General features: G+C 61.9%; 15 protein-coding genes. 4 read left to right on the plus strand and 11 right to left on the minus strand.

The window, feature by feature from the left end:
- Positions 1 to 6 precede the first annotated feature (6 nt).
- The 5 genes from phnK to phnG are packed head-to-tail and all read right to left on the minus strand — an operon-like array spanning position 7 to position 3,967.
- Positions 7 to 795 carry a phosphonate C-P lyase system protein PhnK gene (gene phnK, locus ACX3M4_RS19670; protein WP_459354681.1) on the minus strand — a complete coding sequence of 263 codons (789 nt, stop codon included), beginning with the start codon at positions 793 to 795 and terminating at the stop codon, positions 7 to 9.
- On the minus strand, positions 792 to 1,712 hold the full coding sequence (locus ACX3M4_RS19675; protein WP_459354682.1) for an alpha-D-ribose 1-methylphosphonate 5-phosphate C-P-lyase PhnJ: 921 nt from the start codon (positions 1,710 to 1,712) through the stop codon (positions 792 to 794). Before ACX3M4_RS19675 ends, phnK begins: the two co-directional genes overlap by 4 nt.
- Complete coding sequence (locus ACX3M4_RS19680; RefSeq protein ID WP_459354683.1) at positions 1,709 to 2,833, minus strand: carbon-phosphorus lyase complex subunit; 1,125 nt, start codon at positions 2,831 to 2,833, stop codon at positions 1,709 to 1,711. Before ACX3M4_RS19680 ends, ACX3M4_RS19675 begins: the two co-directional genes overlap by 4 nt.
- A 4-nt stretch (positions 2,834 to 2,837) precedes the next feature.
- Positions 2,838 to 3,479: a phosphonate C-P lyase system protein PhnH gene (gene phnH, locus ACX3M4_RS19685; RefSeq protein WP_459354684.1), complete on the minus strand. Its 642-nt coding sequence runs from the start codon at positions 3,477 to 3,479 to the stop codon at positions 2,838 to 2,840.
- Positions 3,479 to 3,967 (minus strand): phosphonate C-P lyase system protein PhnG, encoded by a 489-nt coding sequence (phnG, locus tag ACX3M4_RS19690; RefSeq protein ID WP_459354685.1) that lies wholly within the window; start codon positions 3,965 to 3,967, stop codon positions 3,479 to 3,481. The genes phnH and phnG overlap by 1 nt, the downstream gene beginning before the upstream one ends.
- A 134-nt stretch (positions 3,968 to 4,101) precedes the next feature.
- On the opposite strand from phnG, the gene phnF reads away from it, so the two are divergent.
- Positions 4,102 to 4,839 (plus strand): phosphonate metabolism transcriptional regulator PhnF, encoded by a 738-nt coding sequence (gene phnF / locus ACX3M4_RS19695; RefSeq protein WP_459354686.1) that lies wholly within the window; start codon positions 4,102 to 4,104, stop codon positions 4,837 to 4,839.
- Between the two features lie 362 nt (positions 4,840 to 5,201).
- Entirely contained in the window at positions 5,202 to 5,552 is a 351-nt protein-coding gene (locus ACX3M4_RS19700) for a hypothetical protein (protein WP_459354687.1), read from the plus strand.
- Positions 5,553 to 5,576: 24 nt separating this feature from the next.
- On the opposite strand, the gene ACX3M4_RS19705 is transcribed toward ACX3M4_RS19700, so the two are convergent.
- The 3 genes from ACX3M4_RS19705 to ACX3M4_RS19715 form a co-directional block, all read right to left on the minus strand.
- The gene (locus ACX3M4_RS19705; protein ID WP_459354688.1) at positions 5,577 to 6,620 is read right to left on the minus strand and encodes a fatty acid desaturase; all 1,044 of its coding nucleotides are present in this window, start codon (positions 6,618 to 6,620) and stop codon (positions 5,577 to 5,579) included.
- A gap of 76 nt (positions 6,621 to 6,696) precedes the next feature.
- Positions 6,697 to 6,933, minus strand: a complete 237-nt coding sequence (locus ACX3M4_RS19710; protein ID WP_459354689.1) for a hypothetical protein — start codon at positions 6,931 to 6,933, stop codon at positions 6,697 to 6,699.
- A 116-nt stretch (positions 6,934 to 7,049) separates the two neighbouring features.
- Positions 7,050 to 7,259 (minus strand): cold-shock protein, encoded by a 210-nt coding sequence (locus ACX3M4_RS19715; protein ID WP_459354690.1) that lies wholly within the window; start codon positions 7,257 to 7,259, stop codon positions 7,050 to 7,052.
- Positions 7,260 to 7,630: 371 nt separating this feature from the next.
- Between ACX3M4_RS19715 and ACX3M4_RS19720 the strand changes: the two genes are divergently transcribed.
- Complete coding sequence (locus ACX3M4_RS19720; protein ID WP_459354691.1) at positions 7,631 to 8,587, plus strand: phosphoribosylaminoimidazolesuccinocarboxamide synthase; 957 nt, start codon at positions 7,631 to 7,633, stop codon at positions 8,585 to 8,587.
- A 248-nt stretch (positions 8,588 to 8,835) separates the two neighbouring features.
- Here ACX3M4_RS19720 and ACX3M4_RS19725 read toward each other — a convergent pair whose 3' ends face one another.
- Positions 8,836 to 9,723, minus strand: coding sequence for a hypothetical protein (locus ACX3M4_RS19725; RefSeq protein WP_459354692.1), 888 nt, complete (start codon positions 9,721 to 9,723; stop codon positions 8,836 to 8,838).
- 961 nt (positions 9,724 to 10,684) lie between these two features.
- On the opposite strand from ACX3M4_RS19725, the gene ACX3M4_RS19730 reads away from it, so the two are divergent.
- Positions 10,685 to 11,443, plus strand: a complete 759-nt coding sequence (locus ACX3M4_RS19730) for an isocitrate lyase/PEP mutase family protein (RefSeq protein ID WP_459354693.1) — start codon at positions 10,685 to 10,687, stop codon at positions 11,441 to 11,443.
- 225 nt (positions 11,444 to 11,668) lie between these two features.
- On the opposite strand, the gene ACX3M4_RS19735 is transcribed toward ACX3M4_RS19730, so the two are convergent.
- Positions 11,669 to 12,793: a helix-turn-helix transcriptional regulator gene (locus ACX3M4_RS19735; protein ID WP_459354694.1), complete on the minus strand. Its 1,125-nt coding sequence runs from the start codon at positions 12,791 to 12,793 to the stop codon at positions 11,669 to 11,671.
- A 106-nt stretch (positions 12,794 to 12,899) separates the two neighbouring features.
- Complete coding sequence (locus tag ACX3M4_RS19740; RefSeq protein WP_459354695.1) at positions 12,900 to 13,262, minus strand: MerR family transcriptional regulator; 363 nt, start codon at positions 13,260 to 13,262, stop codon at positions 12,900 to 12,902.
- Between the last annotated feature and the right edge of the window lie 177 nt (positions 13,263 to 13,439).

Here is a 13,439-nt window from a genome sequence, read left to right on the forward strand (position 1 = left end):
CTGACCTCATACCTGGAGAATGGAAGAGACGAGGAGCTGGGTATAGGGCTCGCGCGGATCGTCGAGCACCTGATCCGTCAGGCCGGTCTCGATGACATTGCCGTGCCGCATCACCATGATCCGGTGCGACAGCAGCCGGGCAACAGCGAGGTCATGCGTGACGATCACCACGGAGAGGCCGAGATCGGCCACCAGACGGCGCAGCAAGTCCAGAAGACGCGCCTGAACCGAGACGTCGAGACCGCCTGTCGGCTCGTCCATGAAGACCAACCGCGGACGGGTGACGAGGTTCCGGGCGATCTGCAGGCGCTGGCGCATGCCACCGGAGAAGGAGCGGGGATCGTCGTCGATGCGGTCGCTGTCGATCTCCACCCGGCCCAGCCAGTCGTTGGCGGTGGAGCGGATGTTGCCGTAGTGGCGCTCGCCGACCGCCATCAGCCGCTCGCCGACATTGGCCCCGGCGGAGACGTTCATGCGCAGGCCGTCGGCCGCATTCTGGTGCACGAAGCCCCAGTCGGTGCGCATCAGCAGGCGCCGCTCTGCTTCAGTCAACTGGTAGAGATTGCGCATGGTGCCGTCGCGCATGCGGTACTCGATGGCGCCCGCCGTCGGTGCAAGCCGCGTCGACAGGCAGTTGAGCAGCGTCGTCTTGCCGGAGCCGCTTTCGCCGACGATTGCCAGCACTTCGCCGGGCCAGAGATCAAAGGAGACATCCGCACAGCCGATGCGGTCGCCATAGTAGCGGGTGACGTTGTGGACCTGCAGCAGCGGGTCGGAACCGGCAAAGGCGTTCATCGGGCAAACTCCTCTGCCTTGGTGCCGCCGAACTGGTGCGCGGCCGCCATCGGGCCTAGATGGCCCTCGGCGCGGCGTTCCTCGCAATAATCGCTGTCGGAGCAGACGAACATGCGCCCGCCCTTGTCGTCGAGGATGACCTCGTCGAGATAGACATTCTCCGCGCCGCAAAGGCCGCAGGGCTTGTCGAATTTCTGCACCTCGAAGGGATAGTCCTCAAAATCGAGGCTTTTCACCTTGGTATAGGGCGGAATGGCATAGATGCGCTTTTCGCGGCCGGCGCCATAAAGCTGCAGTGCGGCCATCCGGTCGATCTTCGGATTGTCGAATTTCGGCGTCGGCGAGGGATCCATCACATAGCGGTCGTTGACCTTAACTGGATAGGCGTAGGTCGTGGCGATGTGGCCGTTCTTGGCGATGTCCTCGTAAAGCTTCACATGCATGAGGCCGTAGTCTTCCAGCGCATGCATCTTGCGGGTCTCGGTCTCGCGCGGCTCAAGGAAGCGCAGGGGTTCGGGGATCGGCACCTGGAAGACGATGATCTGGTCTTCGCGCAGGGTCTTTTCCGGGATGCGGTGGCGGGTCTGGATGACGCTTGCCTCCGACGTCTCGTAGGTGGTGCGGATACCGGCGGTCTTCTCGAAGAAGCCGCGCAGGGAGACCGCGTTGGTGGTGTCGTCGGAGCCCTGGTCGATCATCTTCAGGCAATCGTCCTTGCCCAGGATCGCCGCCGTCACCTGCACCCCGCCGGTGCCCCAGCCATAGGGCATCGGCATTTCGCGCGAGGCGAACGGCACCTGGTAGCCCGGAATGGCGATGCCCTTCAGGATCGCCCGGCGGATCATGCGCTTGGTCTGCTCGTCGAGGTAGGCGAAATTGTATTCGCCCTGCTCATATATGCTCGCCGTGTCGTTCATTCTGCGGCCTCCTGGGCAGCACTGCCCTCTTCTTCTTCCGCGCAGCGGCGCTCAAACCATTCGGCGCGCATCTGGCGGACCAGTCCGAGCTCGGCCTGGAAATCGACGTAATGCGGCAGCTTCAGGTGTTCCACGAAGCCGGTCGCCTGGATGTTGTCGGAATGGGAGAGGACGAACTCGACGTCCTGCGCCGGGGCGCTCTGTTCCTCGCCCAGCTCCTGCCAGCGCATGGAGCGGTCGACCATGGCCATGGACATGGCCTTGCGCTCCACCTGGCCGAAGACAAGGCCATAGCCGCGGGTGAAGGTTGGTGCGGTCTTGGCCGAGCCCTTGAACTGGTTGACCATCTGGCACTCTGTCACCTTGATGGTGCCGAGCGTGACGGCAAAGCCGAGCTCTTCTGCAAAGAACTCCACTTCCACCTCGCCGTAGCGGATCTCGCCGGCAAAGGGATGGGTGCGGCCATAGCCACGCTGGGTGGAATAGGCGAGCGCCAGCAAGAAGCCCTCGTCGCCGCGGGCAAGGTTCTGCAGGCGCAGGTCCCGGTCGGCCGGGAAGGCCAGCGGCTCGCGGGTGAGGTCGCCGACTGGGGCGTCCTCGTCGGTCACGGGATCGGGCTCCATCAGGCCCTCGTCGCCGAGAAGGTCGGTGACGCGCGGCATGGAGGTCTCTTCCACGGCTGCAGTCTCGACGGGCATTTCCGCGCCGTCGTCTTCAGCTGCTAACGCGAAATCCAGCAGGCGGTGGCTGTAGTCGAAGGTTGGGCCCAGCACCTGGCCGCCGGGAAGATCCTTGTAGGTGGCCGAGACACGCCGTTCCACCAGCATCCTTGCCGTGTCGACGGGCCTGGAATAGCCGAAGCGCGGCAGGGTGGTGCGGTAGGCGCGCATCAGGAAGGCAGCTTCAATGAGATCGCCGCGCGCCTGCTTGATGGCAAGGGCCGCCAGCGTCTCGTCATAGAGCGAGCCCTCGCCCATCACCCTTGCAACCGAGTGGGAGAGCTGCTGCGCGATCTGCTCCAGCGTCAGCGCTGGGACGGAGGTATCGCCCCGGCGGCGCTTGGCCATGAGCTTGTGGGCGTTGCGGATGGCCTTTTCGCCACCCTTGACGGCTACATACATCGGGTCACGCCTCCGTTTGCAGGATACGGGTGGAACGCGGCAGTGCGGCGAGCGCCCTCTCGCCGGCGAAGATCAGGTCGATGCCGCGCGGGAACTGGCGGTTGTTGGCGGAAACCTGGTCCCAGAAGACCGGCGGCACCGGTTGGGCAGCAAAGGAAACCGTCGTCTCGATGCCGGGGCCGCTCAAGGTCACCGCCTGCGAAGCCCTGAATTCCTGGCCGGTCAGGATCACGGTCGTCGACCGGTCCGGATATTCGGCCGAGCCCTGGTTGAAGCCGGCAAGCGGGATGAGGCTGGCCGGGTTTGCGACCAGCGCGAAGGCGGCCTCGACCGGCTCGGTGACAATCGGGCAGCCGGTGTGGAAGCGCAGGAAGGCTTTCACGGCCTCGGACCCTGCCAGTTGCTTGTCGAGCCAGACGGGAGTGTCATAGTCGAAGAGCGTCAGCGCGATGGCGCTCGCCACCGGTGTCAGCGGCGCCGGTGGGGTCATGCCGCCGGCGGCGATCGTGTGGAGGGTGCCTGGCCTGGCCATGGCATTCATGATGGCGCGGAAGCAGTTCTGGGCGTCGTGCACCGGATCCTTGAAGCCGGCGGCGAGCGGGGCGGCAGCTGTCGTCGCTGCCGAAGATGAAGATGTGGTGGTCATCAATTGTCTCCCCGCACCATGGTGAAGAAGTTGACCTTGGTGGCCTCGGTCTCTTCCCGGGTTGTGGCCTTGGCGTCCTGCTGTGCCTCGGCCAGCGGTGCGATCACCTCCGCCTCGATCCGGGCCTTCATGGCGGGCTGCTGCCACAGGGCGTCGATCACGGCCGACTGCAGCGCCTTCTGCTTGTTTCGGCCGAGGCTGTAGCCGCTGCCGGTCTCGCCGCTTTCAAGACGGACGACGCACCGGGTGACGGTCACCTCGCCAAGGTTGAACGGGCTGCCGGTGCCGCCCATGCGGCCGCGCACCATCACCAGCCCGGTTTCCGGCTGGCGCACCAACTCATAGGGCTGTTCGGGCAGGCTTTCGAAGCGTTCGGCGACGGCCTCGGGCGAGCTGGCCGCCAGCGTTGCCATCACGTGCTGCCTGGCACTGCTACCGGCGCTGGCCGCCGCGCCTTCTGGAGAGGAGAGGGAAGAAAAATCGGTCATGAAGCGCGCCTTTGGGTTGGGCGGTCCTTCGGAAGGGGTGTTCAGAAAACGCCTTTGTCCTAGACCTGATTTGTCTATTTGTCTAGACAAATAATCCAGTTGACTCTTTGGTACCGAAATTTGATGACGGGCGCATGACGACGCACACAACTTTGGACCGCAGCGCAGGCATTGCCGTCTGGCGCCAGATCATGGAAACGCTGAAGGCGGAAATCGTCAGTGGCGCGTTCGAAAAGGGCAGCCGCCTGCCGCCGGAATCCGAGCTTGCCGCCCGCTTCGGCGTCAACCGCCACACCGTGCGCCGCGCCATCGCCGCGCTCACGTCGGAAGGGATTTTACGCGCCGACCAGGGCCGCGGCACCTTCGTCGCCTCCGCCCCGCTCAGTTACCCGATCGGGCCGAGAACACGCTTTTCCGAAATCGTCTCCGGCCAGGACCGTGCGCCCGCCGGCCGCCTCATCGGCTCGGCGCTGGAAGAGGCCGACGCCCTGCTCGCCCACCAGCTTCAAGTCGCCCTCGGCACGCTCCTCATCCGCGTCGAGACCCTGCGTGTCGCCGACGGCGTGCCGATGATCGTGGCGACCAGCTGGTTCGAACAGGCCAGGGTGCCGAATTTCGTCGCTGATTATGCCGACAGCGGCTCGATCACCGTCGCGCTCACCCGCGCAGGCATCACCGACTACCGCCGCAAGGAAACCCGTCTGACGGCCGAACTGGTGGAAGCCCGCGATGCCCAGCAGCTGGGCCTGGCGCTGGGCCAGCCGGTGCTGGTGATGGAAAGCGTCAACCTGGATATGGCAGGCAAGCCGATCCAGGTGACAAGGGCGCGTGTCGCGGCGGACCGGGTGCAGCTGGTGGTGAACGGGGAGTGAGGGATCTGCGGGGAATTCAAGAAATTCCTCCTGAAACTCCAAAAAACACGGGGTTTCCTGCTGAATTCCAGTTGTATTCTTTATTTATTTCAGTGGCCTGGCCCGTTTAAAAACTTGATATTTTCTTTTGGGTATGCGTAGCTATATTTGAGAGAGATTGATCCGCTTATGTATTATGAAAACAGTGCGCCGGTACTTTTCCGGCAACAGAGGCGGAAACCGGAAAATCCGGCAATAGAGAATTCCCTTCGATTGAAATTGCCCTGACTGAAACAGGCGGCCGCTGAAGATCGGTCCGGTGCACCGGGGTGCACCTGTGCCGCCCTACCTCCGTGGCCTGGTTCGTTCCGGCGTCAAACGTGATGGCAAGTCAATTTCAATTGCATCCTGACAACAAAGGAACACCCGCTGTGATGAACACCAAACATCGCTACCTCTATCTCGGCGATCGAGATCAAGGCGTTTCAGCAACACACCTTTTCGAGGTCGGTCAGTCCGTGAGGTTGAAGAACGGTTTGGGCGGGAAGAACATGTCCGTCGAGACCTACCGGATCACCAGCAAGGTGCCGGTCAGCGGCGGCTTCCCGCAATATCGGATACGCTGCGAAAACGAGCCTTACGAACGTGTGGCTGCCCAGGACCTGCTGGAGCCGGTTGGTGGCGGGGCTTCGGATCCGAATAGGTCGCTGATTGAAAAGACCTTCGGTTCTTGAAGGCAGGCAGCCTGCCGAAACCGGTCAGGCGGCGGCTGCGAGGCGGTCCGAGCGCTCCTCCTGAAAGGTGATCAGGCGTTTCCCGCTCTCGTCCCAAAGAACGAGCTTCACGCATTTCAGGCTCTCCTGAAACGTGATCCGGTTGACGTCCTTCAATTCGGGAAAATCCCTGAGCACTTCGGGCAGGCGGTAAAACGGGATCCTGGCTGCCAGGTGATGCACGTGATGGATGCCGATATTGCCGGTCATCCAGCGCAGCGGGCGGGGCAGGTCGTAATGCGAACTGCCGTGAAGGGCCGCGTGATGGAAATTCCAGTCCGCCTGTTCTGCCCAATGCGTGTCTTCAAACTGATGCTGGATATAAAAGAGCCAGACGCCGACGGTCGCCGCCATCAGGGTCACGGGGATCTGCACGACGAGAAACGGGCCTAGACCGATGAGCCAGATCAGCAGCGCGGCGGGCAGGGCGATGCCAAGATTTGTCAGAAGGGTCGACAGCCACGGCTGCGCTCCCGCGCGCATCAGGCCGAAGGGCAGGCGGTACTGGCAGACGAACAGCCAGGCGGGGCCGAGGCCGAACATGACGACCGGGTGGCGATAGAGCCGGTAGCGCAGGCGGTTCCATGGGGATAACGCCCGGAATTCGCGCACCGTCAGCGTATCGACATCGCCGATCCCGCGCCGGTTCAGGTTGCCGGTCGAGGCGTGATGGACTGCATGGGTGCGGCGCCAGTAATCGTAGGGCGTCAGCGTGAACACCCCGAGTAGGCGGCCGGTCCAGTTGTTCAGGTTGCGATCGGCGAACAGGGTTCCATGGCCGCAATCGTGCTGCAGGATGAAAATACGGACCAGGAACCCGGCTGCCGGTATCGTCAGGAGCGGTCCCCACCAGCTGACATGGACGACGACATAAGCCGCCGCAGCCCAGATCGCGAGGAAGGACAGCGCCGTCACGGCGATTTCGAACACGCTTCGGGCCGGGTCGGGCGTTTGGTAGGGCGTCAGGGCCTTGACCCAGGACCGCTCGTCCCGTGCCCGTGGTGCGTTTGCTTCGATATCGGTCGACAACTGAATTCTTGTCCTGATTGGATTTGCCGGAGGACCGCCTGTCGAGGATCGGACTAGCCGACCCCGGGGTGCGGGGTTAGGTCTCGGCCTTGCCGCGTTTCTTTGGCTTGCCGGCTTTGGAGCCGGCCGCACCAAGGGGTAACAGCGCCTGCATGGCCAGTCTTGCCAGCCGGAGCTTTTCCGTCTTGGCCTGGCGGTTTTCGGTTTCGGTCCGCTGGATCTCCTGCGAAATCCGCTTGGTTGTGTCGGCTTTGGATTCAGCGGTTTCCCGCTTCGTGCTGCCAAGCTTGTTGCGGCCGGTCGGGGAGGCCATGAGACTCAGTCCTTTCATGGAACGGAATGTAAAAAGGCCGGGACATGTCCCGGCCTCTCAACTTGTTCCGTCGGTCCGTGCCAGTACATCCGTGGTCAGGGACCGGGAAGAAGGATTTAGACTTCCTGCAGGTTCTCTGCGGCAGACTTGCCGGAGCGGTTGTCCTTGACGATCTCAAAGCCGACCTTCTGGCCTTCGACCAGAGACCGCATGCCGGCGCGCTCGACGGCGGTGACATGAACGAAAACGTCCGCTGCGCCGTCTTCCGGCTGGATAAAGCCGAAGCCTTTGGTGGCATTGAAGAACTTCACGGTTCCAGTGATCATGATGATTTCCTTTCATTCGGTCATGAGTTGTGCGCGGCCCGCGACATGCGTGCTGCTGCGATTATGTCGATGTTGAAAGGGAAGATCGTAAGGGCGCCGTGTGCGCAGACACAAAGTTCATCAAGCAAGATCGATGCTTCTATATAGGCTCTAACGGTGTCCGGAACAAGGCGGCCGGAAATTTCATTTCAGCCCATATATTTATGCGCCGTTGTTCACGCGCCGGTATCAATATTCCGTTCCGTGGGCCGAGGTTCCAACAGACTCGCGTTCCTGTATTGCTGCGGACAAACCGTCCCGGCGACATATCGGGAATTTTATGCTAGCGAACGCGAACCACCTGCTTCTCTTGCCAACAAAGAGCCTCGACCTTGCAAAACCGCGCCCTCGACCATGCCCGCATTCCGGAACTGCCCAACCCCTATTTCGGCAAGGTGCGGGATTGTTATGACCTGCCCGACAACAAGCGCATCCTCATCACGACGGACCGGATCTCGGCCTTCGACCGCATCCTGGCGGTGATCCCGTTCAAGGGGCAGGTGCTGACGCAGATGGCGCGGTTCTGGTTCGAGGTGACGGCCGATATCTGTGCCAACCACGTGCTCTCCTATCCGGACCCGGCCGTTGTCATCGGCAGGAAGCTGACCATCCTGCCGGTGGAGATTGTCGTGCGCGGCTATCTGGCTGGCACGACCGGCACCTCCATCCTGACGCGCTACAAGAAGGGCGAGCGGGCGATGTACGGGCATACGTTTCCGGACGGGATGCGCGACAACCAGAAGCTTCCCGAGCCCATCATCACCCCGACCACCAAGGCCTTCGACGTTGGCCACGATGAGCCGCTGACGGAATCAGAGATCCTTTCCCGCGGTCTCCTCACCGAAGACCAGTGGCGCACCGTTTCCACCGCGGCGCTTGCCCTCTTCAGGCGCGGCCAGGAAATGGTGGCGGACAAGGGCTTCATCCTGGTCGACACGAAATACGAATTCGGCATCGACGAGGCCGGCAACATCGTGCTGGCCGACGAGATCCACACCCCAGACAGCTCCCGCTACTGGCTGGCGGACGGCTACCAGAAGGCTTTCGACGAAGGCACCCGCCCGCCGTCCCTCGACAAGGACATCATCCGTGCCTGGGTCGACGCCCGATGCGACCCCTACAAAGACGAAATCCCGGAAATCCCCGAAGCGCTGATCGAGGAGACGAGCAAGGTCTATATCGACGCCTACGAGGCGATCACGGGACGGCCGTTCGAGCCGGACCTTGCCGGGGAAACGCCGCTGGTGCGGATCCGGGAGAGGTTGGCGGCGTATTTTGTGGCTGGGTGAGGGTGGGGTTGGCGGTCTTGGTGCTGCTGCCTCAGCAACTGGGTTGGGGTGGATTGTATTGAATCGGTAACGTAGAGCGATTGGTCTGGATTGGGGCCGCGAGGGGGGCTTTCCGGTTCCGGCCGCAGCGATTAGTGAAGCGGACATTGGTGCTCCGTGCAGCCAAGGTCTTGATCGTGTCAGAGAGTAGGTTGTCGGGAATTGCGCGCCTTCCCTCAGCAACTGAGATGACCCCACGCAACGTAAAGTCAATTCAATCCGTTCAAATAACCTGACGCAGAACCTCTTCCGGACATGGAGAAAAAGACACCGTTATCGCGCTCAGCGCTCTTTGGCTTCTGCCGGACCCCGTTCCTCAGAGCCTCTGCTGTAATGGATACCCCTACCTCAAGATTTGAATGGTGATCACCAAGGCTTGGATCAATCAGGCCATGCTGGTAACGGTCGACAAGCGCTTCGGGGAGGTCAACCAACCAGAAGTTTTCATCAGACTGGAACGACAGAAGGATCGTATAGGGGGCAATCCCGTGTTCTTTGATCATCGCCTCAATCAGAACCACGCCGTCATCAAGCGATAGGCCCACCTCCTCGCGAATGGCCTCGGGTGCTGCTGTGTACCGATAGGCGGGTGGCGCCCTGCGCGGCATTCGAAAGAACAATGGTGGCTTTTCTAGCAGGCTGGGGCAGAGAGCGCCGATTTTTTCGACAAAGACTTTTCCGACGCCGAATTCATCACCATGAAAGGCAATCATGTGTTCAACCGATTTGTAGGCAATGTGCTCGTGCCCAGCGAATTCGGCGGAATTCGCATCACCGATCCAAACGTCGTTCTGGTAATCGACATCCAAAAGCGTGAATTCACATCCGGTGATCCCGATGCTGAAATTCCATTGATGCTCAAAAAGACGACCTACGTCCCCCGGATTGCGCATCAGGATCTTGATCCCAATGACACCAAAGGGTGCTTCGCTTGAGATCATCTTTTGAACGGCGCCGTCTTGAATTTCAAAGACTGTGGAAGTGTTCCACAAGTCAATGAGATGAGACTGAAACTCTGCGCCAATCCTATCAATCAGTCTTTCAACGCGGCCCTTACTTGGTGACACCTCAGTCTCCGGTCTCTTTTGGTCACTCATTCTTCCAGACCAATATATGTGATCTGCGCATTGTCAGTAACTCCCTGCCTTTGAAAAGTGCGCACCTGAAGAGCTTCTGAGGGGCCGAGACACAACACCTTCGTCCAATGCGAAATGAACGGCCGTTCCATGGCCAACTTGTGAGTTCAATCCGTATGTGGTGATTGACGGCCTTCGGGAGCAATCGGAATGCCGAAACACATCGGAAACGACGGCAAATGACTGTCATTTTACAGGTTTCGCGAAAGCGTGGTTCAAAGGATGTTTCATGATACTCCACTGCCGCCGCTCCACCGCCACTGACGCTGAAACCGACCTCGGCCTTGTCTCGTCCGCCGTCTCGCGCCCGATCCCTATCCGCAGGCAGTGGTGGTGCTGGCGAAGGTGTTCGCGTCTGGCAGCGTGTGATTGGTGCCGGGCGTGTTGGGCCAGTCCCGGAGAAGCCTCGGTGTTGCCCCCTTGTCACCCAGGGAAATCGTATTTGGAACAGTCAAAATGAAAACACTGGTGTCACCCCGGGCGAGCATCGCGAGACCCGGGGCCCACTCGTTTCCAGAGAGCTGGAGTGGGGGTCACTTCTTCATGAAACCTTGCGTGCTTCGGCAAGTAGCTCTGAGAGTAGGCCCCGGATCTGCGCTTCGCTTGTCCGGGGTGACACCGTAGTGAACTGTCAAACGCACCCAATGAGGATAAACTTCAATTGCGATTGCCCTGCGTGTCACGCCGGGGACCGTTCTGCGCTTGCCCAGGTTGACGGCCGTGGTTTCCGTAAAGCGTTCCCCAATCGCATCTGCGGCCGCAAGGGAGGTGTCTTCCGCCCACCTGTCCGAAAAACCACAGGTCACGCCCGATTTCCGGCGGCATGGTCCTTTTGCCCGCGATAGGGTCCGCCCGATCCCGCTACCCGGTCTGCCCGGCCGGAGGGCCGGGAAGCCTGTTCTTTCAAGGAGTTGAGCTGCAGATGACACAGCGTGAGAAAGCCGATCTTTTCAGGTCCCTGCACCGGAAGGGCACGCCCCTGGTGCTCTATAATATCTGGGATGCGGGCGGGGCCCGGGCGTTGGAAAAGGCGGGTGCGAAGGCGGTCGCGACGGGGAGCTGGTCGGTTGCCGCCGCGCACGGATATGCCGATGGCGAGGCCATCCCGCTGGACTTCGTGCTGCAGATCGCCGGGCGCATTGCCGCCTCCACCAGCCTGCCGCTGTCGCTCGATTTCGAGGGCGGCTATGCGGAAGATCCGGCGGCTCTAAGCGAAAATGCCCGGAAGGTGATCCGCGCCGGCGTGATCGGCGTCAATTTCGAGGACCGGATCGTCGGCGGCACGGGGCTTTATTCCATCGCGCGGCAGGCGGAACGGATCGCTGCCATCCGCGCGGCCGCGCACGCGGAAGACATGCCGCTCTTCATCAATGCCAGGACCGACCTCTTTCTGGGGTCCGATCCGGCGGGTCACGAGGGCTCTGTCGCGGATGCCATAGCGCGGGCAAAAGCCTATGCGGCGGCGGGCGCCGACGGGTTCTTCATTCCCGGCCTGACGCAGCCAGCGCTTATTGCGCGGATCGTCGAGGCAACGCCCCTGCCGGTGAATGTCATGATGCGGGGAGACCTGACCTCCCTCAGCGATGTTGCCAGCGTCGGCGTCGCCCGCGCCAGCTATGGTCCGGGGCCGTATGTCAGGGCCATGGAAGACCTCGCCGCGAGGTTCACGGCACTGAGTTGAAGGGGCTGACCGGTTGCCGGGTGGCTATTACAGGAAAGTGGCCGGTCGGCCTTGTCCGGGACATTGCGATACCGCAGGCGTGCTTCCGAGAAAGTTCACGGAACGGCTCGGCGGCCGGGTTCACGTATGGGGTGCCACTATCCGGCCGGGCGGCGCGGGTACGGACCAGGCGAGGGGCATGCACACACGGTTCGCTGCCACGCGGTGTCCGGCTCCAGAGCCAGGTCACCGCACTGGCGGCGATATCCCGATCACCTTGCGGACCAGTTCCGCCCTGTTCCGGACACCCATTTTCAGGTGGATGGCGCGGCACTGGTTGCGGATGGTGTCGACGGCGACGGAGCGCGTTTCGGCGATTTCCGGAAGGCTCTTGCCTTCAAGCAGCAGCGAAACGACGGCCGTCTCCGCCGGGGACAGGGAAAAGACACGGGCCGCAGCATCAGGTGTCAGCGCCGGCGGGTCGGACGGATCGATGATCAGCATCAGGGCGGCGGCCAGGCTGTCGTTCATCTCGTCATCGCCGTCCCGCAGCGGCGAAATCTCCAGAAGATAGGGATCCTCGCCGTCGCGCTTGGGGGCGAGCAGGCTGTGTTCGAAGGACGGGTCCTGGCCGATGGCGGCACCGGCGCAGGCCCTGACATAGCCGTTTGCGGCAGAGGTCAGGTCGGCGGAGGACAGGCTCAGGCGGCTTTCACGGGTCAGGCCGATGCCGTTGCGATCGCTCAAGGTCTGCCGGGCCTTCCGGTTCTGCGCGATGACCTCGCCATTATGCAGCACAATGCAGATCGCAACGTCGATATGGTCCAGCGCGGCCAGAACCGCCCGGTAACGCTGGCGAAGCTGCGAGCAGAAGCGGTTGATTTCCAGCGCCTTGCTCAGGTGGCGGATGAGGAGGTCCGTTTCGGGGTCAAGCTCATGCGGCAATCGCTGCAGCGACCTGTCGAAATGGGTGACGACAAGCGCGTTCCAGCCCGGCTGGGACATGTTGTAGGCCGACCGCCGCCAGACGCCGTAATGCTGCCTCAGGTAGTCGAAGTCCTCCCGGCCGTCGCTGAGGACTTCGGCGGGAAAGAGTTCCTCGTCGGTGAGTTTCCTGAAGGCGGGCTTGCGGAAGGCGAGGCCGATCACATCCTCGTCGTAGCCGCGGTAATTCTCGAAATAGGTCTGAACGCAGTCGGGCTTTTGCAGGAAGTGGCTGTTGAGGCCCATCAGGTCAAAGACGAAATCGGTGTTGTTGGAGGCATAGATCGAGGCCCCTTTCGACCCCGAGGCCGCCGCGACATGGTCAAGCGCGATTGTCCAGTTGTTGTCGGATGTGGCGACATCATAAATGTACGGCAAACGCGCCAAGACATTCATTCAACACAAGTCCCTGATCAGGTGCGAGCCGGAGGGCAGTTCTTTTCACATATGATGTGAAGGCCGAACAAGCAACTGACAAGACAGGAAAGCCGGGTCACGCCGTTCTGGAAAGAGCGCCCCGAAGCCCGGCTAGACGGTCCAGAACCGCCTCCCGGCGGGTGTCGAGATCGGCGCGCAGGCGGTCGATATGGGTGAGCTTCTGCAGGAGTTGCTCTATGCCGCCTTCGCAGGGTCCGGCGCCCTCGTCCGAGAGACAGGCCGCCATGGCGCGGATCTCGCGGGTGGAAAAGCCGGTCGCGATGAAATCGGCAATGCGCCCGGCCCGGCGCAGGTCCGTCTCGGAATAGACGCGGTAGCCGTTGGCGGAGCGGCGGACTTCCATCAGGCCCTCCTTTTCATAGTGGCGCAGCATGCGCTGGCTGATCCCCAGCCTTTCGGCCGCTTCCTTCGCCTGCATTCCGGTAGTCTCCTGCGTGCTGGAACCCTGACGCAGATGTCGGGGTTCTGAAGCGGTATTCAAGGGGTGATGGGCGGCTGAAGGGTGTTGCGGCCATTCCGGGCCGGTAGACTTGCGCCACTGCAGTGCGACGCCGTTCCCCTCCGCGTCACCCCGGCTGACCGCAGGGAGAGCCGG

This window comes from Roseibium sp. M-1 (assembly GCF_054515675.1).